Source organism: Anaerococcus ihuae (assembly GCF_928368155.1).
In the GTDB taxonomy this organism is placed as follows: Bacteria; Bacillota; Clostridia; order Tissierellales; family Peptoniphilaceae; genus Anaerococcus; species Anaerococcus ihuae.
In genome coordinates, this window is sequence record NZ_CAKMRU010000001.1 from 917,276 (window position 1) to 938,463 (window position 21,188).

General features: G+C 30.1%; 17 protein-coding genes. 4 read left to right on the forward strand and 13 right to left on the reverse strand.

What is annotated here, in order from left to right:
• Positions 1 to 326 precede the first annotated feature (326 nt).
• From pcp to L6653_RS04445, 6 genes are read right to left on the reverse strand one after another with little or no spacing between them, the layout of a single operon-like run.
• A complete protein-coding gene (gene pcp / locus L6653_RS04420) occupies positions 327 to 968 on the reverse strand; it encodes a pyroglutamyl-peptidase I (protein ID WP_236785688.1) in 642 nt (213 codons plus the stop codon).
• Entirely contained in the window at positions 943 to 2,250 is a 1,308-nt protein-coding gene (locus L6653_RS04425; RefSeq protein WP_236785689.1) for an amidohydrolase, read from the reverse strand. Before L6653_RS04425 ends, pcp begins: the two co-directional genes overlap by 26 nt.
• A 38-nt stretch (positions 2,251 to 2,288) precedes the next feature.
• Complete coding sequence (locus L6653_RS04430) at positions 2,289 to 3,296, reverse strand: alpha/beta fold hydrolase (RefSeq protein WP_236785690.1); 1,008 nt, start codon at positions 3,294 to 3,296, stop codon at positions 2,289 to 2,291.
• 1 nt (position 3,297) lies between these two features.
• Positions 3,298 to 3,498 carry a cold-shock protein gene (locus tag L6653_RS04435; protein ID WP_236785691.1) on the reverse strand — a complete coding sequence of 67 codons (201 nt, stop codon included), beginning with the start codon at positions 3,496 to 3,498 and terminating at the stop codon, positions 3,298 to 3,300.
• A gap of 2 nt (positions 3,499 to 3,500) precedes the next feature.
• Entirely contained in the window at positions 3,501 to 4,229 is a 729-nt protein-coding gene (locus tag L6653_RS04440) for a class I SAM-dependent DNA methyltransferase (RefSeq protein WP_236785692.1), read from the reverse strand.
• Positions 4,229 to 6,856, reverse strand: coding sequence for a valine--tRNA ligase (locus tag L6653_RS04445; RefSeq protein WP_236785693.1), 2,628 nt, complete (start codon positions 6,854 to 6,856; stop codon positions 4,229 to 4,231). The genes L6653_RS04440 and L6653_RS04445 overlap by 1 nt, the downstream gene beginning before the upstream one ends.
• Positions 6,857 to 7,297: 441 nt before the next feature.
• Here L6653_RS04445 and L6653_RS04450 point away from each other — a divergent pair, with 441 nt between their 5' ends.
• Both L6653_RS04450 and ppdK read left to right on the forward strand, forming a co-directional pair.
• Positions 7,298 to 8,119 carry a pyruvate, water dikinase regulatory protein gene (locus tag L6653_RS04450; protein ID WP_236785694.1) on the forward strand — a complete coding sequence of 274 codons (822 nt, stop codon included), beginning with the start codon at positions 7,298 to 7,300 and terminating at the stop codon, positions 8,117 to 8,119.
• The gene (ppdK, locus tag L6653_RS04455) at positions 8,112 to 10,742 is read left to right on the forward strand and encodes a pyruvate, phosphate dikinase (RefSeq protein WP_236785695.1); all 2,631 of its coding nucleotides are present in this window, start codon (positions 8,112 to 8,114) and stop codon (positions 10,740 to 10,742) included. Before L6653_RS04450 ends, ppdK begins: the two co-directional genes overlap by 8 nt.
• A gap of 81 nt (positions 10,743 to 10,823) precedes the next feature.
• Here ppdK and L6653_RS04460 read toward each other — a convergent pair whose 3' ends face one another.
• The 3 genes from L6653_RS04460 to L6653_RS08765 are packed head-to-tail and all read right to left on the reverse strand — an operon-like array spanning position 10,824 to position 12,793.
• Entirely contained in the window at positions 10,824 to 11,771 is a 948-nt protein-coding gene (locus tag L6653_RS04460; protein WP_236785696.1) for a TlpA family protein disulfide reductase, read from the reverse strand.
• A 10-nt stretch (positions 11,772 to 11,781) separates the two neighbouring features.
• On the reverse strand, positions 11,782 to 12,684 hold the full coding sequence (locus tag L6653_RS04465; protein ID WP_236785697.1) for a 4Fe-4S binding protein: 903 nt from the start codon (positions 12,682 to 12,684) through the stop codon (positions 11,782 to 11,784).
• Complete coding sequence (locus L6653_RS08765; protein WP_256444847.1) at positions 12,671 to 12,793, reverse strand: CD1871A family CXXC motif-containing protein; 123 nt, start codon at positions 12,791 to 12,793, stop codon at positions 12,671 to 12,673. The genes L6653_RS04465 and L6653_RS08765 overlap by 14 nt, the downstream gene beginning before the upstream one ends.
• Positions 12,794 to 12,930: 137 nt before the next feature.
• On the opposite strand from L6653_RS08765, the gene L6653_RS04470 reads away from it, so the two are divergent.
• Both L6653_RS04470 and L6653_RS04475 read left to right on the forward strand, forming a co-directional pair.
• Complete coding sequence (locus L6653_RS04470) at positions 12,931 to 13,605, forward strand: response regulator transcription factor (protein ID WP_236785698.1); 675 nt, start codon at positions 12,931 to 12,933, stop codon at positions 13,603 to 13,605.
• Positions 13,602 to 14,726, forward strand: coding sequence for a sensor histidine kinase (locus L6653_RS04475; RefSeq protein ID WP_236785699.1), 1,125 nt, complete (start codon positions 13,602 to 13,604; stop codon positions 14,724 to 14,726). Before L6653_RS04470 ends, L6653_RS04475 begins: the two co-directional genes overlap by 4 nt.
• Positions 14,727 to 14,776: 50 nt before the next feature.
• On the opposite strand, the gene L6653_RS04480 is transcribed toward L6653_RS04475, so the two are convergent.
• The 4 genes from L6653_RS04480 to secA form a co-directional block, all read right to left on the reverse strand.
• A complete protein-coding gene (locus L6653_RS04480; RefSeq protein ID WP_236785700.1) occupies positions 14,777 to 16,027 on the reverse strand; it encodes a dicarboxylate/amino acid:cation symporter in 1,251 nt (416 codons plus the stop codon).
• Between the two features lie 133 nt (positions 16,028 to 16,160).
• Positions 16,161 to 17,258 (reverse strand): tryptophan--tRNA ligase, encoded by a 1,098-nt coding sequence (trpS, locus tag L6653_RS04485; RefSeq protein WP_236785701.1) that lies wholly within the window; start codon positions 17,256 to 17,258, stop codon positions 16,161 to 16,163.
• A 36-nt stretch (positions 17,259 to 17,294) separates the two neighbouring features.
• Positions 17,295 to 18,404 carry a peptide chain release factor 2 gene (gene prfB / locus L6653_RS04490; RefSeq protein WP_236785702.1) on the reverse strand — a complete coding sequence of 370 codons (1,110 nt, stop codon included), beginning with the start codon at positions 18,402 to 18,404 and terminating at the stop codon, positions 17,295 to 17,297.
• Positions 18,405 to 21,119: a preprotein translocase subunit SecA gene (gene secA, locus L6653_RS04495; RefSeq protein WP_236785703.1), complete on the reverse strand. Its 2,715-nt coding sequence runs from the start codon at positions 21,117 to 21,119 to the stop codon at positions 18,405 to 18,407.
• Positions 21,120 to 21,188: the final 69 nt, after the last annotated feature.

The following is a 21,188-nucleotide window of genomic DNA, read 5'->3' on the forward strand; positions in this document are numbered from 1 at the left end:
CTCCTTTAAAAAATTTATATTTTTTTATTAATAATATTATTTATTTCATCATTAATCTTTTCAATTATAACAAAAAAATAAGCAAGTCCAAAACTTGCTTCAGACTGTTGATAAAGTATACAAATCCTCATGCTAAGAATATCATACGGAAAAATTGATTTGATTTCAAATTTTAAAATTCGTCAAAAAACGCACTGTTTGAGCGTTAGCGAGTTTGCGTTTTTAGAATTTTGGAATTTAGAAATCAACAATTTTTGAAGTCCGATATTCGTGCTTGAGGGTTTGTATACGCTCTGAGCAAGTCCAAAACTTGCTTATTTTAAAAATTATGAAATTTTTCCACCAGAAATTTTCAAATCTTCTCCATCATAGTTTATTATAGTTTTTATGGCAATATTTATTGCTTTTAAAGAATTTTCCAAATCCATTGAAGGTGTATTTGTTTTGTTTATAACTTGTTCTGGCAAATATGGAATATGAATAAATCCCGCTCTTATATTTTTATATTTTTTTGCCAAATACAAGGCTTCATACATCAAATGATTGCAAACAAAAGTTCCTGCTGAGTTTGAAATTTCTGCTGGAATCTTTTCTTTTTCTATCTCTTCAACTATTTTTTTTATTGGTAAATTTGAAAAATAAGCATTTTCTCCGTCAATTCTTATTTTTTCATCAATCGGCTTTTTACCATCGTTATCAGAAATTCTTGCATCATCAATATTAATAGCAATTCTTTCAACAGAAATCGCACTTCTTCCACCAGCTTGACCAATACACAAAATTACATCTGGCCTTATTTTTTTGATATTTTCTTCTAAAATTTCTCCAGATTTTTCAAATTTTGTAGGTATTTCTACTTTGAAAATTTGATTTTTCTCAATTTTTTCTTCAACTTTTTTTACAAGTACTATTGATGGATTTATCTTATCATCTCCAAAAGGATCAAATCCTGTAAGCAAAATTTTCATTTTTCATCCTTTCATAATCAAAATCTTCAATTTTATCAATATATTTTACAAAATCAACCAATAGATTGACCCCTCTTAGCATATCTTTCTCATTTATATCAAAATTTTCGCTGTGATGGCTATCTTTTAAATTTGATCCCAAAATAAAATGAACAGTTTTGCCACCAGCTTTTCTTACTTCATTTAATAAATAAGCAATATCTTCTGAGCCTTTCAAATTTGCATCAACAAGTTTATAGGATTTTTCTTTATAATACTCTCTTAATTTTTTTATAAAATTTTCATCATAAGGCATTAGAGAAGGCGCTTGACCCCTTATTTCAATTTCATAGGAACAATCATAAGAAATTGCAGACCCTTTTATAATTCTATTTACTCCATTATACAAATAGGAAATTATTTGATCATTTTCTCCCCTAATTTCCATTTCTATTTTTGCCTTGTTTGCAATAATATTTCTTCCGCTTCCTGCATTTAATTTTCCTACATTAATTCTAGCTTCTCCCATGGAATGTTGGGCAAGACTATTAAAATTTAAAACTGCACTTGATGCAGCAAGAAGAGCATTGTGTCCTTTTTCAGGACTTGCCCCAGCATGTGTTGCCTTGCCCTTAAAAATAATATCTATTTTTTTTGTTGCAAGAAAGCCGTGACTTCCAACTCCAATTTGGCCACTTTTTACATCCATGCCAATATGAATTCCTGCCATATAGTCAAATTTATCAATAATAGGATTATTCATCAAAGAATAAGCTCCCCTTACTCCTTCTTCTGCTGGTTGAAAAATAAAAATTATTTTCCCTCTTAGTTTTTCTTTCATATTTGCAAGAATTTTTGCAAGCTCAATTCCAATTGACATATGAGCATCGTGGCCACAAGCGTGCATGGCAAAGGAATTTTTTGACGAAAATTTCAAAATATTTGGAAGATGGCCGGCTGAATCTGTTTCTTCTAATTCATTTGCATCAATATCAAATCTAAATCCAATATTTGGTCCCGGTTTTTTTGTATCCAAAACTGCAATTAGACCAGTATAAGAATCTAAAATTTCATCCTTTTTTTCTAAATCAGATATTTCAATAGAATTTCTATAAGAATCTATCTTCTCTTTTTCTGGAAGGCCCATTCTTTTATTAAAATAAATTTCTTTTCCATAAAAAAGTTTTAGGTCATACGGTTTTAATTCTTCAATTATTTTTGCCGTTGTCAAAAATTCCATCCATGCAGGTTCTGCGTATTTGTGAAAATGTCTTCTTAATCTAACGAGATCTTCTTCAATCATTATAAATCCTTCTTTTCATTAAAAAAATGAGCCTAGACTCATTTTTTAAAAAACATATCTATATCTTCAAAAACTTCCATCCTGTTGTCTTCATTTAAAACTTCATGTTTCATGTGATCATAAGTTTTAAAATATAGATTTTTGTATCCAATGGATGATAAAATTTTCTTTGTATTCATTAACCCCTTATCTCCACCAGTAACATCATCATCAACTCCATTTAAGGAAGCTATTTGTAAATCTTTATTTTTAACTTTGTATTTATTATTTTTATTTAAATTATTTACAAGAGTAAACAAACAAACATTACTTCTTGCCAAAAATCCACTTAAACGCATTGGATCACTTTCTTTCATCCTAACATTTTCCTCATTATAGGAAATCCAAGAAGGATCCTTGGAAGATATTCCAGAAAGGGCATCAAGAATATGTGATCTTCTTTTCTCACCAAAATAAAATGTAATAATATTTCCCAAAAAAATTCCAAAACTTGCTATTGGTATATAGGCAACAGTTCCCGTTAAAACTAATTTATCAATAGTATAATCGTATTTTTGTAAATAATTTCTACAAATTAAAGATCCCATAGAATGACCCAGCATATAGACTTTTTTGTCCTTGTAATACATTCTTATGTATTTATTTATAACAAATTGGTCATCAACAAGCTCATCTTTATCTTTAATAAAACCAGAAGGATGATTTTCAGAAATAGATTTTCCGTGTCCCCTATTATCAGAAATTACAACAGAGTAGCCTCTTTCATTTAAAAATTTTACAAAATGCAAATAATTAAGTGAATGTTCAAGCATACCATGAACAATTTGAACAACAGCTTTTGAATTTTCAACATCAAAACGGTTAGCATAAATATCAAAACCATCTGAATTTGTCAAAATTACCTTACACCTATTATCATTAATCATGCTTTCTTCTTTTATAAAAAATCTTGACCCATTTTTTAAATCAAGATAAGTTTTTTTCCTATACAAATAATAAATTTGAGGAATAAAAATCAAAAACAAAATTAAAATAAAATATTTCATTTTAGCCCCTTTTTTTTACATTAAATGCAGTATCTCCCCTGCCCAAATCTTTTATATCAAATTCTACACTTGCACCATTTTCAATTGTTTTATAATTCTTATCAGAAATTATTTCAGAATAATGGAAAAAATAGTCGCCACTTTCTGATTCTATAAAACCATAACCTTTTTTCTCATCAAAAAATTTAACTTTCCCTTCCATTTTTACTCCTTTTTAGCCTTAAATAAAATCCTCAAAGTATTATCCTTAAGCTTACCCATATCGTCTTCATCAAAAATTTCAATATCAGAAAAATTATTTTCTTTCAAAATTTTTTCCATAAAGTCTACAGAATAAATTCTTTCAAGTTGATTTTCAATAATTCTGTTATAAGTTCCGTCCTCATTTTCAACAAAAAAGTTTAGTTCCATATCGATAATATCATCTGTTCTAATATTATCCCAGGTATAAAAAATATCTTCACACTCATAAATATAAGATTTAGAACCAAAAACTTCTTTCATTTTATATTCTGAATTTATATCAAAAATCAAAAGTCCGCCTTTTTTCAAATTTTTATAAGAATTTTCCATAAGTTTTTTCAAATCATTTTCATTCAATATATAATTTATGGAATCAAGCAAAATTACAATTAAATCATAGGAACTTTTATTTTGAAAATCTACCATATCATAATTATACAAGGACACATTTTCTTTTTGATACTTATTTGAAAAAACTTCAAGCATGCATTTAGATAAATCCAAAGCGTCAATTTTTTCATAAAAATCAAAAAAATGATTGGTTAGCATGCCCGAACCGCATGCTAACTCCAACATTTTTTCTCTTTTTAACTTATTTTTAATGACTAAAGATTTAATATTTTGTGCATATTTTTCATAATTTAGGTCAAAAGATAATTTATCATAAATATAAGCAAAATCTTTATACATTATTTATCTTCTATTTCTTTGTAAGATTCTTTTGTTTTAATTAAAAGATCTTTATATTTTTCTAGTTTTTCACGTTCTTCATTAACAACAGCTTCTGGTGCCTTTGAAACAAAACCTTGATTGTTAAGCTTACCTTCTGCTCTTTTAATTTCAGACTCAAGTTTTTTGATTTCATCTTTTAACCTTTTTCTTTCCTTGTCATAATCAATTAAATTTTCTAAAGGAATATAAATTTTAAAATCATTAAAAATCAAACTTACTGCATCTTCAACTTCTTTGTCCTCATCAATTATTGAAATTTCTCCAGATTTTGAAAGATTTACAAATTGACCTTTTAAAATTTCTAGGAAATTTCTTGTATTTTCATCAGAAGAGTAAATTATTAAATCTTGTCTTGTTTTTGATCCAAGATTTAAAGTTTGTCTTTGATTTCTGATAGCTTTTATAGCTTCAATTGCTCCATCAACAACCCTTGCCTCACTGTCAAAATTAAAATCTTCCCTAACTTGTGGCCAAGATTCAACTATAAGCATATCTTTTTTGTTTGGTAATTGCTTATAAATTTCTTCAGTTATAAAAGGCATAAAAGGATGTAAGAGTGAAATCATATCTTTTAAAACATAAAGTAGAACTTTTTTAACTGTAGATTTTTTATTTTCATCATCAGAATTTAATCTTTCCTTGGCAAATTCAATATACCAATCGCAAAATTCTTCCCAAATAAAATCTTCAATCCTGCTTGCAGCAAGACCAATTTCATACTTGTCTAAATTTTTAGAAACTTCTTCTACTACATTGTTTAATCTTTTTAAAATCCACTTATCTTCAAGACTTAAATCTAAATTTTTAAATTCAAGATCATCAGATTCGTCAATATTCATCAAGACAAATCTTGTTGCATTCCACAATTTATTGGCAAAATTTCTGCTTGCTACAATTCTTTTTTCATCATAGCGCATATCATTTCCAGGAGAATTTCCTGTAATAATTGTAAATCTAAGAGCATCTGCTCCGTATTTATTTACAACATCAATTGGGTCAACTCCATTTCCAAGAGATTTACTCATTTTTCTTCCTTGAGGATCTCTAATTAATCCTGTGAAAAGTACATGGTCAAAAGGTGTTTTATTTGTGTTATAAATTGAAGAAAATACCATTCTTATAACCCAGAAAAATATAATATCGTAACCTGTTACAAGAATATCTGTTGGGAAGAAATATTTATAATCTTCAGTTTCTTCTGGCCAACCCAAGGTTGCAAAAGGCCAAAGAGCTGATGAAAACCAAGTGTCAAGAGTATCTTCTTCTTGAGTAACTTTTTTTCCATCTAAATAACCATTTTCATCTGGATCTTCTTCTGAAACAATAATTTCTCCATCTTCAGTGTAGAAAACCGGAAGTCTGTGACCCCACCATAACTGTCTAGAAATACACCAATCTCTAATATTTTCTAGCCAATTCATGTAAGTTTTTCCTAAAGAATCTGGGATTAGATTTAAATCTCCATTTTTATAAACTTCGATTGCATCTTTTGCCAAATCTTCCATTTTTACAAACCATTGTTTTGAAATTAATGGTTCAATTACAACATTTGTTCTTTCACTGTATCCAACAGCATGTTCAATTGTTTCAGTTTTTACCAAAAGATTTTCTTTTTCCAAATCTTCAATAATTAGTTTTCTAGCATCATACCTATCAAGTCCAGAATATTTTCCATATCCTTCTTTAATTTTTGCACCTTCATCAATAACTATGCATTGACCAAGTTTATGTCTTTTTCCAACTTCAAAATCGTTAGGATCATGAGAAGGAGTGATTTTTACACAACCTGTACCAAATTCCATGTCAACATAGGAATCTTCAATCAAAGGAATTTTACGTCCAACAAGTGGCAAAATTAAATTTTTCCCAATTTTTCCTTTAAACCTTTCGTCTTCTGGATTAACAGCAACTGCCAAATCCCCAAGCATAGTTTCAGGTCTTGTTGTAGCAATGGTTATGAAATCATCGCTATCTTCAAAGAAATATTTTATATACCACAAATGTCCTTCTTGGTCTTTGTGATAAACTTCTGCGTCTGATAGGGCGGTTTTTGCCTCAGGATCCCAATTTACAATCCTATTTCCCCTGTAAATCAAGCCGTCATCATACATTTTTTTGAAAACTTTTCTTACAGCTATTGTAAGATTCTTATCCATAGTAAAAGAATCACGGTCCCAATCACAAGAAACTCCAACTGTTCTTAATTGTCTTTTGATTGTTCCACCATATTCTTCTGTCCAATCCCAACATTCTTCCAAAAATTTATCACGACCTAAATCATCTTTTGATTTTCCCTCATTTTTAATTTTTTCTACAACTTTTGCTTCAGTAGAAATTGAAGCGTGATCTGTTCCTGGAATCCAACAAGCTTCATAGCCTTGCATTCTTTTATATCTAATAATAATATCTTGGATTGTATTATTTAGGGCGTGGCCTAAGTGCAATTTTCCTGTAATATTTGGTGGTGGCATAACTATTGTAAATGGTTTTTTATTTTCATTTACTCTAGCTTTAAAATATCCACCATCTTCCCATCTTTTATAAATTTCTTTTTCAAATTTTTGTGGTTCGTATTTTGTTTGCATAAATTCTCCTTATTTTCAAAATAAAAATTAAAAATAAATAATAAAAAAAGTAACACAATTCTCAAGGACGAGATTATCGCGTTACCACCTATCTTCCTTTTTTATAAAAAGGCTCTTATTTGCATACATGCATGCTACATTAAACTATTTCAAAACAACCTTCATAGATTCAATTTAAAGACTTTCACCATACGTCTTCTCTCTAAAAAATTTCCCCTACTACTCCTTTTTGTCAAAGTTTTATATTCGTTTCTTTTTCTTATTATATTTTAAAAAAATTTTTTGTCAATTTAGTCAAAAATTAAAGCAAAAAATAAAAATTTTATTTTTTTAAAAATTAATAATTATTAGTTTCTTTGGTTGAAAAATGTTTTCAGGTCTTGGATTTTTATTTAAAAATGCTATAATATTAATAGAATCTTATATTAAAGAGGTGGTAGAATGAAGCTAAGTGTAAACATTATCTCTGACACAAGTGGCTATGCTACAGAAAAAATTGTGAAGGTGTCACTTAGTCAATTTGATGTTGAAACAATTACAAATATATATCCAGATGTAAGAGATATACAATCTCTAAATGATATTTTAAATTTTATAATTGAAACTGGCGATAATGTTATAATCTATCACTCATTCCAAGATTCAAGGATGAACGTTTATATCAATGACTTTTGTGAGCTAAATAATATTACTTATGTTGATATAACCGGCTATTCCATAAGGACGATTTCTAAAAAACTTGATTTAGAACCAAAATATGCTTTTTCTGATGAGTCCCTTTATGAAACTGACCGATTTAAAACATTAAATTCTTTAGATTTTGCCATAAAATATGATGATGGCAAAGATTTTAGATCACTAAAAGCCTGTGATATAGCAATTATTGGTGTATCTCGTTCTTCTAAAACTCCCTTATCAATTTATATGGCAAGCAAGGGATATAAAGTTTGTAATATTCCCATACTTTTAAATACTAGCCTACCAGATGAACTTTTTGAAATCGATAAGAATAAAATATTTGGCCTAACTATCGATAAAAATATTCTAAAATCTTTTAGGGATGAAAGGCTAAAAAGTCTAAATTTATTTGGTAAAAGTCAATATTCAGATTTGAGAAATATCCAAAAAGAATTAGACTATGCAAAAGAGATAATGGATGATTTGGATTGTGTAATAATTGATGTTACAAACAGATCTATAGAAGAAACGGCTGATATTATAATCAATCATATTAACAGTAGGAAAGGGGAAAAAAATGACTGAAAAATATGTTTACAATTTTAACGAAGGAGACAAAGACATGCGCTCTTTGCTCGGTGGTAAGGGCGCAAATTTAGCAGAAATGACAAATATGGGAATTAATGTTCCATATGGTTTCACAGTTACAACTGAAGCTTGTGCAAGATTTTATGAAGAAAATCAAAAAATCTGGGAAGATCTTAATGAAGAAATTTCAAAGCACATCAAAGACCTTGAAAATCACAACGAAAAAACTTTTGGCTCAACTGAGGATCCTCTCCTTGTATCAGTAAGAAGTGGTGCTCCAATTTCTATGCCAGGTATGATGGATACAATCCTTAATCTCGGTTTAAATGATGATGCTGTTATAGGTCTTGCAAAAAAAACAAACAACGAAAGATTTGCTTACGATTCATACAGAAGATTTATTCAAATGTTTGCTGATGTAGCAATGGGAATTAATAAAAATAATTTTGAAAGAGTTCTTAGTGCTAAAAAAGACGAAAAAGGTGTAAGTGAAGATACAGAACTTACAGCTGAAGATTTGAAAGATGTAGTAGAAAAATATAAAAAGGTTTATAAAGATATTGAGGGCGAAGATTTCCCACAAGAACCAAGAGAACAATTAAATAAAGCTATAACTGCAGTTTTTGCATCATGGAATAACGAACGTGCAATTTTATATAGAAGAATAAATGATATTGATGATTCTATGGGAACTGCTGTAAATGTTCAATCAATGGTATTTGGAAACATGGGAGATACTTCTGGAACTGGTGTTGCCTTTTCAAGAAACCCAGCTACTGGTGAAAATAAATTATTTGGTGAATATTTAATGAATGCCCAAGGTGAAGACGTTGTTGCAGGAGTTAGAACACCAAAAGAAATTCAAACATTAAAAGATTCTTTACCAGAAGTTTTTGATCAATTCCATGATACTGCAGAAAAGCTTGAACAACATTACAAAGACATGCAAGATATGGAATTTACTATTCAAGAAGGTAAATTATTCCTACTTCAAACAAGAAATGGTAAAAGAACTGCTAAAGCAGCTGTAAAAGTTGCTGTTGATATGGTTCATGAAGGATTACTTACAGAAAAAGAAGCAATTTTAAGAATTGATCCAAAAGATCTTGATGGTCTTCTCCACCCAACTCTTTCTCAAAAATCTATAAAAGAAAATAAGGCTATTGCCAAAGGTCTTGCTGCAAGTCCAGGAGCTGCTGTTGGTTACATTGCCTTTACTGCAAAAGAAGCTAAAAAAAGAGCTGCTAAAGGTGTTGATGTAATCCTTGTTCGTGAAGAAACTTCTCCAGAAGATCTTGAAGGAATGGTTTCAGCAAGTGGTATTCTTACAGCCAGAGGTGGTATGACAAGCCATGCTGCAGTAGTTGCAAGAGGAATGGGAAAATGTTGTGTATCTGGAGCTCATGATATTTATGTTGACGAAGATGAAAGATTTGTAAGAATCGATGGAAAGAAATATTCTGATCAAGATGTTCTATCAATAGATGGTTCAACTGGAAATATTTATGCTGGAGCACTTGAAACTGAAAGTCCAAAACTTGAAGGAAACTTCGGCGAATTTATGAGCTGGGTTGACAAATATCGTGACATGAAAGTTAGAACAAATGCTGATACTCCTCACGATGCTGAACAAGCACTTCAATTTGGAGCTGAAGGAATTGGTTTGTGTAGAACTGAACATATGTTCTTTAAATCTGATAGGATTTTCCAAGTAAGAAAAATGATTTTAGCTCACAATGCTGAAACTAGAAAAGAAGCCCTTGACAAAATCCTTCCAATGCAAGAAGATGATTTTTATCAAATTTATTCTATAATGGGTGAAAGACCTGTTACAGTTAGACTTCTTGATCCACCTCTTCACGAATTTTTACCAAGAGGACAAGAAGAAATTAGAACTCTTGCTGAAGATTTAAATATGGAAATTGCTGAAGTTAAAAAGAGAATCCTAGATCTTGAAGAAGTAAACCCAATGCTTGGATTCAGAGGATTAAGACTTGGAGTTAGATATCCAGAAATTTCAAAAATGCAAGCTCGTGCAATAATTCAAGCTGCTATTCATTGTAATGAAGATGGAATAAAAGTTGTTCCAGAAATAATGATTCCACTTTCATCTGACGTAAAAGAACTTGCTTATGTTAAATCACAAGTAAGAGAAGAAATCGAAAAAGTTTTCGAAGAAAAAGGCAAAAAAATTGAATACTTATTAGGAACAATGATTGAAATTCCTAGAGCTGCAATAACTGCTGATGAAATCGGTGAAATCACTGACTTCTTCTCATTCGGAACAAACGACTTAACACAAATGACCTTTGGTCTTTCAAGGGATGATGCCGGTAAATTCTTAGATCTTTATTTAGACAAAGATATTTTTGCCAAAGATCCATTCCAAGTTTTAGATCAAAAAGGTGTTGGTTTCTTGGTTGAAACTGCTGTAGAACGTGGTAAAAAAGCAAATCCAAACCTACACTTAGGAATCTGTGGAGAACACGGTGGAGAACCTACAACTGTAAAATATTTATATAATGTAGGTCTTGATTATGTATCATGCTCTCCTTTTAGAGTTCCAATAGCTAAACTTGCTGCAGCTCAAGAAGCTATAGAAAATCCTAGAAACAAATAATTTTAGACACAAAAATACCAGAGCTTAAAAACTCTGGTATTTTTATTTTCAAGAAGGATAAATTAAATCTAAGTTTAGATCTTATATTTCGTCTTTTATAATTTTTTCCATCATATCTTTTACTTTGTTGTAAGTTTCTTTTTTATCTATTGCTCCAACAATTGGGTCGCCTACAATATTTCCTTCGCTATCTACTAGGATTGATGTTGGATAGGACATAATTGTTTCGGTATATTTTTCAAGTTCACTGTCTTTGTCTATACTTATATTTGTATATTTTGCTCCTTGTTTTTTTAGGATTTTTTTAGCTTCTTTTATTGTATCTTCATCCCCTACTTTTGCTTCTGAGTTTATTCCTATAACTTGTCCACCCATTTTTTCTACTTCTTCATTTAATTGTTGTAATTTTGGAATTTCTCCTACGCATGGTGCGCATCCATTAAACCAGAAATTTACAAGGGTTAATTTTTTATCTTTGAAAATATCTTTTGTTACTTCTTTTCCGTCAAAATCTTTTGATTTAAATTCTGGGAAAGCTTTTAGTTCTTTGGTTGAGGCTTCTTCCTTTTTATTGTAACCATTGTTAAATTGGTCATCTATTCCCTTTTTTTGGTTTATAACTTTTTCGATTTTTCCAATCTCTTCTACATCTTTTTTAAGCAAATCATAGTCTTCTTTTGAAAGTTCATCTTTTGATTTTTCTACCAAATCTAGTAGGTATTTATCATAAGATACACTTGCTTCTCCTGCTAATTGGCTCTTGTCAGCTTTTGAAAATGCAACTTGCCATTGTTTGTCGTGGCTTTCAATTATTTTATTTTGTTTTTCCATCAACTGATCAACTGACTCGTCTGTTGATGATGGATTTTCATTGCTTGTTTTATTTGATTCTTTTTTATCTGTAATATTGCTTTCTACACTTGCCTTATTACTAGACATTTCATTTTTATTTTCTTTTTTTGAGCAAGCTGTAAAACTTAATGCCAAAGCTAAAGCTAAGGCTGATACTTTAATTTTATTATATTTCATTTTTTTCTCCTTAATTAATTTCTTTTTTTATTTTTTCTTTTTCTACTTCTTTTTTATCAAATCCAAATTGATATTTTAAAGCACAAGTTGGACATGATTTTATACACATTCCACACCTTATACATTCTGTATGATTTTGGTCTTTTCTAACATCTACATCCATTTTGCATGCTTTTTCACATTTTTTACAAGATATGCACTTATTATTGTCGAAATTTATTTTAAATAGGGAAATCTTATTAAATAGCGCATAAAATGCTCCCAAAGGACAAATCCACTTACAAAATGGCCTAAAAAATATTATTGATAGGATTAGGCTTATTATCAAAATTGTAAGTTTTAAATTAAATAATGAACCTAGGCTCGCCCTTATTGATGAATCTACCAAAGAAAGTGGAATAGCTCCTTCCAAAACTCCAGCTGGACAAATATACTTGCAAAAATATGGATTGCCCATGCCCAAGTCATTTACTAAAAGAACTGGCAAAATTATAACTGTAAGTACAAGTATCAAATATTTTATGTAGCGTAAGGGCTTTAATTTTTTTGTTGATAATTTTTTTGATGGGATTTTGTGCAAAATTTCTTGTATAAAACCAAAAGGACACAAAAATCCACAAACAAGTCTTCCAACCATGACTCCAACGAAAATCAAAAATCCACTCACATAATAGGAAAATTTGAACTTTGATGAGCCGGCTACTGCTTGATAGGCTCCTATTGGACATGCTCCAGAAGCTGCTGGACATGAATAACAATTTAGACCCGGCACACAAATCTTTTTAAAATCTCCTCTGTATATTACCCCTTTAAAAAAATTAGGTATGTGGATATTTGTCAAAAAACTTGCTAATAATTGAATAAACCGCCTATATTTTGCCAAAAAATTTAATTTTATTTTATCCAATTCCAACACACTCCAGACATAATTTTATGGCCTTACTCAAAACCGTATCCACTTCTCCACGAAAGGCACCATAAATAACGAAAACTAGAGCTAAAGCTAAAAAACCTATTTGCATACTTTTCTTTTTTCTTATTTCTATAACAATCACCTCTTTACAAATTAATAATAACATAGGCCCTATAAATTTTCTGTTAAGATTTTCTTAACATCTATTTTATTTTGATTTGATATAATACTTATAGAGGAGACAAAATGAAAATTTTAATTGTAGAAGATGAAAAAATATTAAATGACACCATAAGTAAATCTTTAAAAAAGGCAGGATATGAAGTCGAGTCAGCTTTTGATGGCTTTGATGCTATGGAGATGATAGAAATTGAATCCTATGACCTCATAGTTTTAGATTTAAATCTTCCAAACATGGATGGGATGGAAATTTTGAAAAATTTAAGAAAAGAAGATGTGGAAACAAAGGTTTTAATTCTTTCTGCAAGAAGCCAAATCCAAGATAAGGTTGAAGGTCTTGATGCAGGAGCTAATGATTTTTTGCAAAAGCCCTTTCATTTGGATGAATTAAAGGCGAGAGTTAGGTCTTTAACCAGAAGAAATTTTATACAAAATCAAACAAATCTTACTTTTGATAGGATAAAGTTTGATAGCAAAAAAAGACTTACCTTTGTCGATGAAAAAGAATTAAAACTAACAAGAAAAGAATCTGGAATTTTAGAATACTTACTTTTAAACCAAGGCCGTCCTGTAAGTCAAGAAGAGTTAATTGACCATGTTTGGGATTCTAGCGTTGATTTGTTGAGTAATTCCATAAGAGTTCACATTTCAGCCCTTAGGAAAAAATTAAAAAGTGAGCTTGGATATGATCCAATTGAAAATAGGATTGGTGTCGGCTATCTTTTGAGGAAAATAAAATGAAAAAAATGTCATTAAGGCTTAGAATTGCCATTTTAACAAGTATTTTGATTGCACTTACTAGTTTGACCATGAATTTTTTTATGAATAAAACCGCTTATTTTTATATAGATTCTCTAGGTGGTTATGTTGATAATATAGAAAATAAAAAAGATTTATATATAAATATTGATGAAGATAAAATAGATGAATTTCAAAATACTTTTTCAGACCAAGTTACAAGTTCCAAGAACAACTTTTCCAAAAAAGCCTGGCTTATTACAAGTTTAGTTACTATTTTTGGAGGATTTATCTCATACTTTTTAAGTGGGAAATTTTTGGAACCCTTGGATAAATTTTCCAGACAAATTGAGCAAATTCAGCTTAAAAATATTACAGACTACGAAGTTAAAGAAAATCCAATAAAAGAATTTCAAAAACTAACCACATCCTTTAATCAAATGCTTGAAAGATTAAATGAATCATATAAAAACGAAAGAGAATTTACAGCAAGAGCCGCCCACGAGTTAAGGACTCCCCTTACCATAATTAATTCACAAATAGATTTATTCGAAGAAAAAAATATGGAGGAAAAAGAAGTAAATGACCTAATGGCGATGATAAAAACCGAATCAGATAGGCTATCAAAACTTGTAACAAGTCTTTTAGATTTAAGCGAATTAAGGTCAGTTTCAAGAAATGAAAAAATCGAGCTTTCATCTTTAATTGAAGAGGCCATTCAAGATTTATCCTTTCTATCCGATAAAAAAGACATAAATATAGAAAATAAGTGTCAGGAAATTTATATAGAAGGAAGCGATATTTTAATTTATAGGGCCTTTTATAATTTAATTGAAAATGCCATAAAATACAACACAAAGCACGGTTATATAAAAATATATTCAAAAATAAAATATAATTTTGCAGAAATATTTGTTGAAGATAGTGGAATTGGTATAGATTCAAAAGAAAAAGAGAATATTTTCAAGGCTTTTTACAGAATAAAAGGAAACGAAGAAAAAGGATCAGGCCTTGGCCTATCCCTTGTAAAAGAAACAATAAAAATTCACGGAGGAGAAATACAAGTTTTAAACAAAGAAAAGGGCAGCTTAATAAAAGTAAGCTTGCCAATTTCAAACTTATAAAAATTTAATTTTAAAGACAAAAAACTAGGCACAGGGCCTAGTTTTTTTAATTAGATTTCTTCAGCATTTATAATTTCATCATTGAAACCATCTTTGTAGTCATCATTTTTAACTATATGTTTATTAAATATTTTATCAATACCAACTGAGATTGCTGTATCTCCTGATATATTTGCTGCGGTTCCAAATGAATCTTGTGTTAGATAAAGTGTAATCAATAATGATGCAAGTTCACCTTCTGAAGGAATTCCTACAACTGGTAAAAATGGTAGGGCACTCATAACAGCTCCACCTGGTGCTCCTGGTGCAGCAACCATAGCTATTCCTAAAATTGCCATGTATCTTAACATTAATAAATAAGAATGATCCATTCCATACATTGTTAAAATTGTAAATGTACAAGCTGTGATTGTTATCATTGATCCTGGCATGTGAACTGTAGCTCCAAGAGGAATAACAAAATCTCTTATTCCCTTGCTAACACTGTTTTGTTTAGCACATTCTAAGTTTACAGGAATTGTAGCAACTGAAGATTGAGTTCCAACTGCTGTTAAATATCCTTTGATTTGGTTTTTAATTAAAACAAGTGGATTTTTCTTTGTGTAAAGACCATTTATTATAAATAAAGCAGATATATATAATAAGTGAAGGGCAATTACACATAGGAATATTTTCCAGAATATTGATAAAACTGCAAAAACAGATCCTGTGAAGGCCATTTTTGAGAAATTACCAAAAATAAAAAATGGTAATAATGGAACAATTGCTGTTGATAAAACTTTTGTAATTATATCATTAAATTCACCAATTAGTCCATAAGAATATTCACCCTTACCATGTTTTCTTAACCAAGAAATTGAAATTCCCATCATAAAGGCAAAAATAATTGCTGATGTAACATCAAAAAATGGTGTGATAGGCACTTCAAAAAATGGATTAACTTCAATTTCACTTGAAGCTTGAATTTTAGCAACTTGATCTTGACTTATAAAAGCTGGGAAAATATTAGAACTCATTAAATAAGATAGTGAACCACCAACTATAGTTGATGTATAAGCAATAAGAACAGTTACAGCAAGTAACCTTCCAGCTCCTTCTCCAAGGTCAGCTATTCCTTTAGTAACAAAAGCGATTATCATAAGTGGGATAACAAAGTTTAAAAATGCACCGAAAATTGATGAGAATGTAACTGCAATTCTTACAAACCATTCAGGCAAATATAAACCTGCTAAAGTACCTAAGGCAATCGCTATCAATAATTTAGGTATTAAACCAAGTTTTTTCTTTTCAGATTTACTCATATAAATTTAAACACTCCTTTTTTAGCTATATTTTTATGTACAATATATAGCTCGTTTCATGACTACCTTTTCATTATAAAACAAAAAATAAAAAAGTGCAAATAAATTTGCACTTTTTTTAACAAATTCCTATTTAATTTTCATATTCATGGTCATATTTTCTTTGAAGTTCTAAAATTAATTTTTTATCATCAAAGTAATTTATTCCCATAGCTTCTTTTACTTGTTTCAATTTCATTTTTCCATAATCACTTGCTTCTTTTGAACCATTTTCCATAATTTCAAATAATTTAGAAATATCTTTAGCGTAATATGCTCTTCTTTCTCTAATTGGTTCTAGAAAATCTTCCAAAACTTTATTTAAGAATTTTTTGATTTTTACATCACCAAGTCCGCCTCTTCTGTAGTGGTCTTTTAATTCATCCAAGTTTTTATATTCTGGCAAGAATTTTTCAAAATGGTAATCTTCACAAAAGGCATCAAGATAGGTAAAAACAGTATTTCCTTCAATTTTACCAGGATCAGATATCTTTATATGTCCTGGATCAGTAAACATAGCCATAACTTTCTTCTTTACTTCTTTTTTTGAATCTGATAGGTAAATACAATTATTCAAGGACTTACTCATTTTGGCATTTCCATCGATTCCAGGAAGTCTCCTACATACTTTATTTTCTGGTATTACAGCCTTAGGCTCTCTAAAAATTTCCTTATAAGTGCTATTAAATGATCTTACCAATTCTCTTGCTTGCTCAAGCATTGGCTCTTGGTCTTCCCCAACTGGTACAATATTTGAATCAAATAAAATTATATCTGAAGTTTGGCTAACAGGATAAATTAAAAATCCTGTTGGAAGGCTTGTTTCAAAATTTTTAGATTTTATTTCACTTTTTACTGTAGGATTTCTTTCAAGTCTTGACAAAGTTACTAAGTTTAACAAATAAAAAGTTAATTCTGTAAGCTCTTTTACATAAGATTGAACAAAAAATGTTACTTTATTTGGATCAAGTCCAACTGATAGGTAATCAAGCATAACTTCTGTAATATTTTCTCTAATTTTTTTTGGATTATCAAAATTATCTGTGAGAGCTTGAGCATCGGCAATCATTACATACATTTTGTCATAATTGCCCTCATTTTGAATTTTAACCCTATTTCTCAAAGATCCAACATAATGACCCAAGTGGAGTTTTCCTGTTGGTCTATCACCAGTTAATATTATATCTTTCATTTTTTCTCCTTGTTTTAATAAAAAATAAGGGAAAGATTATTCCTTTCCCTTATTAGCTAAATATTCATCTATAAATCCGTCAATATCTCCATCCATTACACTTTCTACATTTCCAACTTCAAAATTTGTTCTATGATCTTTAACCAAAGTGTATGGGTGGAATACATAAGATCTTATTTGACTTCCCCAAGCTATTTGGGTGTAATTTCCTTGAATATCTTCAATTTTCTCCCTATGTTCTTCTTCTTTTATTTGGGTAAGTTTTGCCAAAAGAAGCTTCATTGCAGTTTCTTTATTTTGAGTTTGACTTCTTTCAGCCTGACTTGATGCTATAACTCCTGTAGGGATATGAGTAATTCTAACAGCAGAATCCGTTTTATTTACGTGTTGACCACCAGCTCCACTAGACCTATAAGTGTCAATTCTTAAATCTTTTGGATCAATTTCAACACTCATATCGTCATTTAACTCTGGGAAAATATCAACTGAAGCAAAAGAAGTATGGCGCCTTTTTGATGAATCAAAAGGAGAAATTCTAACAAGTCTGTGAACTCCCTTCTCTCCTTTTAAATATCCATAAGCAAAAGGACCCTTGACATGGATTGTGGCCGATTTTATACCACCAGCTTCCTCATTATTTAAATCTGTAATATCAAATTTAAAATTACGTCTTTCAAAAAATCTGGTATACATTCTCATAAGCATCTCTGCCCAATCAGTTGCTTCAAGTCCACCAGCTCCTGCGTGTATTACAAGATAAGCATTATTTTTATCGTACTCTCCATCAAGTTCAGTTTTTATTTTAAAAGATCCAATTTCTTTTTTTAAAGATTTTAAAATTTCTTCTATTTCATTCAAACTTTCAAGATCTTCATTGCTTTCTTCAATTATATCCAAAAGATCAGACTGATCTTTTAAATCTTCTTCAAATTCACTAAAAGTTTTAAAATTTTCTTTTTTATCGGAAAGCTCTGCCATGATTTCTTGGGCTTTTTGGCTATCATCCCAGAAATCTTCTCGTAAAGTTTGTTTTTCGATTTTTTTAATTTCTTCACTTAGCTTTTTAGGGTCAAGATGGGATCCAATCATCTCTAGATTTTTATCAAGTTCTTTAATGATTTCTCTTAACTCGTAAATTTCTGCCATCTAATTACCCTTGATATTTCCCTTTTTGGCTTCTCTTTTTAATCTTCTTCTTTCAGCTCTGTTTGTAGCTTCTTCTGGACTATCTGGATTTTCAAATCTTTCTTCTCCAGGTTTTAGAACTTGTTTTCTTTCAATATTTTGTCTAATTTCAACGCCCATCATAAGTCTTACAGTTTCTTCTTGGATAGCATTTGTCATCTCTTCGTACATATCAAATCCAGTATTTGTATAAGCTCTTACAGGATCATCATTTCCCATAGCTCTTACACCAATTTCTTTTCTCATTTGATCCATTGAATCGATATGTTCCATCCATTTTGTATCAATTACTCTTAATAAAACTACTCTTTCAACTTCTCTCATATTTTCTTCACCAAATTGTTTTTCTTTTTCTTCATATTTATTTAAGGTTGTTTGGTAAATATAATCTATGAGTTTTTCTTGTGTGTAATCATTTATATTTTCAAATCTTAATAATTCAACTGGAATTGCAATTGATTTTAAATGATTTAGTAGGGCTACCATTTCCCAATTTTCAGGTTTAATTTGTGGATTTGTAAATGAATAAACTGCTTGGGAGATTGAATCTTTAATCATTCCAAGAATTGAATCTCTCATATTTTCTCCGTAAAGAACTTGCTTTCTTTCATTGTAGATAATAGTTCTTTGTTTATTCATAACATCATCGTATTGAAGAACTCTTTTTCTTGTTGCAAAGTTATTTGCTTCTACTCTTGTTTGAGCTTTTTCAATTGATCTTGTAACCATCTTAGAAACTATTGGTTCATCTTCTGGATAATTGTAGTTTTCTACAAATTTTGAAATTTGTTCTCCAACATTTAGTCTAATCAAATCATCTTTTAATGAAATGAAAAATCTTGACCTACCTGGATCTCCTTGTCTTCCTGAACGTCCTCTCAATTGGTTGTCGATTCTTCGAGATTCGTGTCTTTCTGAACCAATTATATAAAGTCCGCCAACTGCTCTAACTTTTTCAGCTTCTTCATCAATGCCAGGTTTTACTAGAGATTTATAATGTTTATATTTTTTTCTAGCTTCTAAAATTTCTTGATTATCTGTTTCTTGGAAAGAGTCAACTTGTTCAAGTAATTCTTCTGAAATTCCTTCTCTTTTTAATCTTTGTTTTGCCATATGATCGGCATTTCCACCAAGCATAATATCAGTACCACGACCTGCCATGTTTGTTGCTATTGTTACTGATCCAAATCTACCAGCTTGAGCAACTATATCCGCTTCTCTTTCGTGGTTTTTAGCATTTAAAACAACGTGTTTAATTTTTTCTTTTTTAAGAGCACTTGATAATTTTTCAGAATTTTCAATTGAAATTGTACCTACAAGGATAGGTTGACCTGTCGCATGAACTTTTTTAATTTCTTCAATTATTGCATTATATTTTCCGTTTTCATTTATATAAACATGGTCAACATCATCAACTCTTTGGATTGGTCTATTTGTAGGAATTTCTACAACGTCAAGATTATATATTTCTGAAAACTCTTCTTCTTCAGTTTTTGCAGTACCAGTCATTCCTGATAATTTATCATACATCCTAAAGTAATTTTGGAAGGTAATTGTTGCAAGAGTTTTTGATTCTGATTGAACCTCAACTCCTTCTTTTGCTTCAATTGCTTGGTGAAGACCATCTGAATATCTTCTTCCTTGCATGATACGGCCTGTAAATTCATCTACAATCATTACCTCGCCATTATTTACAACATAGTCAATATCTCTTGTCATTGTTGTATTTGCTTTAAGAGCGTTGTTAATATAATGAGCAAGTTCTAGATGTTCTGGATCTGATAAGTTTTCAATTCCAAAGAATTTTTCAGCTTTTGCTGTACCTTGTTCTGTAAGGTTTGATGATTTTCTTTTTTCATCAACCAAAAAATCTACTTTTTCTACAACAAATTCTCTATCAAAAGGATCTTGGTCTAAATCTTCATTTGGATCTAAAATTCTTCCTTCAAGACCTTTAATAAATTCATCAGCTTTTACATAAGTATCTGTAGATTCGTCGCCTTCTCCAGAAATAATAAGTGGAGTTCTAGCCTCATCTATTAAAATTGAATCGACCTCATCGACTATGGCATAATGAAGACCTCTTTGAACCATGTTGTCTTTATAAATAACCATGTTATCTCTTAGGTAATCAAAACCAAATTGGTTGTTAGTTCCATAAGTTATATCACAATTGTAATTTTTTTGTCTTTCAGAATTTGTAAGTCCATAAATAATACAACCTACAGTAAGACCTAAAAATGAATAAACTTTTCCCATCCACTCTTGGTCACGCTTTGCTAGGTAATCATTTACTGTAACTACGTGGACTCCTTTTCCATCAAGGGCATTCAAATAAGCAGGAAGAGTTTCAACTAAAGTTTTTCCCTCTCCTGTTTTCATTTCTGCAATTTGTCCATTATGTAGAACAATTCCTCCCAGTAATTGCACTGGATAGTGTTTCATTCCCAAAACCCTATCACTTGCTTCTCTTACTGTAGCAAATGCTTCTACCAAAATATCATCAAGACTTTCACCGTTTTTAAGTCTTTCTCTAAATTCATCTGTTTTTGCTTGTAACTGTTTATCTGTTAATTTTTGCATGTCTTCATCTAGTGCTAAAATTTTGTCAACTAATTTTTGGTTGTTGGCAATTTCTTTTTGACTAAATGATTTAAATATATTTAATAACGCCAAATCTTTCACCTCTAATTCAATCTATATCCTACCCTTTTTTTGTCCTTTTATCAACGAGTAAGATTAAAC

What these genes read in the sequence shown, in the direction of transcription:
- L6653_RS04430 (WP_236785690.1), bottom strand. Translation starts at nt 3,296, where the DNA reads ATGAAATATTTTATTTTAATTTTGTTTTTGATTTTTATTCCTCAAATT.
- L6653_RS04480 (WP_236785700.1), bottom strand. Translation starts at nt 16,027, where the DNA reads ATGAGTAAATCTGAAAAGAAAAAACTTGGTTTAATACCTAAATTATTG.
- L6653_RS04475 (WP_236785699.1), top strand. Translation starts at nt 13,602, where the DNA reads ATGAAAAAAATGTCATTAAGGCTTAGAATTGCCATTTTAACAAGTATT.
- L6653_RS04445 (WP_236785693.1), bottom strand. Translation starts at nt 6,856, where the DNA reads ATGCAAACAAAATACGAACCACAAAAATTTGAAAAAGAAATTTATAAA.
- ppdK (WP_236785695.1), top strand. Translation starts at nt 8,112, where the DNA reads ATGACTGAAAAATATGTTTACAATTTTAACGAAGGAGACAAAGACATG.
- L6653_RS04435 (WP_236785691.1), bottom strand. Translation starts at nt 3,498, where the DNA reads ATGGAAGGGAAAGTTAAATTTTTTGATGAGAAAAAAGGTTATGGTTTT.
- L6653_RS04470 (WP_236785698.1), top strand. Translation starts at nt 12,931, where the DNA reads ATGAAAATTTTAATTGTAGAAGATGAAAAAATATTAAATGACACCATA.
- trpS (WP_236785701.1), bottom strand. Translation starts at nt 17,258, where the DNA reads ATGAAAGATATAATATTAACTGGTGATAGACCAACAGGAAAACTCCAC.
- L6653_RS08765 (WP_256444847.1), bottom strand. Translation starts at nt 12,793, where the DNA reads ATGCAAATAGGTTTTTTAGCTTTAGCTCTAGTTTTCGTTATTTATGGT.
- L6653_RS04440 (WP_236785692.1), bottom strand. Translation starts at nt 4,229, where the DNA reads ATGTATAAAGATTTTGCTTATATTTATGATAAATTATCTTTTGACCTA.
- L6653_RS04460 (WP_236785696.1), bottom strand. Translation starts at nt 11,771, where the DNA reads ATGAAATATAATAAAATTAAAGTATCAGCCTTAGCTTTAGCTTTGGCA.
- L6653_RS04425 (WP_236785689.1), bottom strand. Translation starts at nt 2,250, where the DNA reads ATGATTGAAGAAGATCTCGTTAGATTAAGAAGACATTTTCACAAATAC.
- L6653_RS04450 (WP_236785694.1), top strand. Translation starts at nt 7,298, where the DNA reads ATGAAGCTAAGTGTAAACATTATCTCTGACACAAGTGGCTATGCTACA.
- pcp (WP_236785688.1), bottom strand. Translation starts at nt 968, where the DNA reads ATGAAAATTTTGCTTACAGGATTTGATCCTTTTGGAGATGATAAGATA.
- prfB (WP_236785702.1), bottom strand. Translation starts at nt 18,404, where the DNA reads ATGGCAGAAATTTACGAGTTAAGAGAAATCATTAAAGAACTTGATAAA.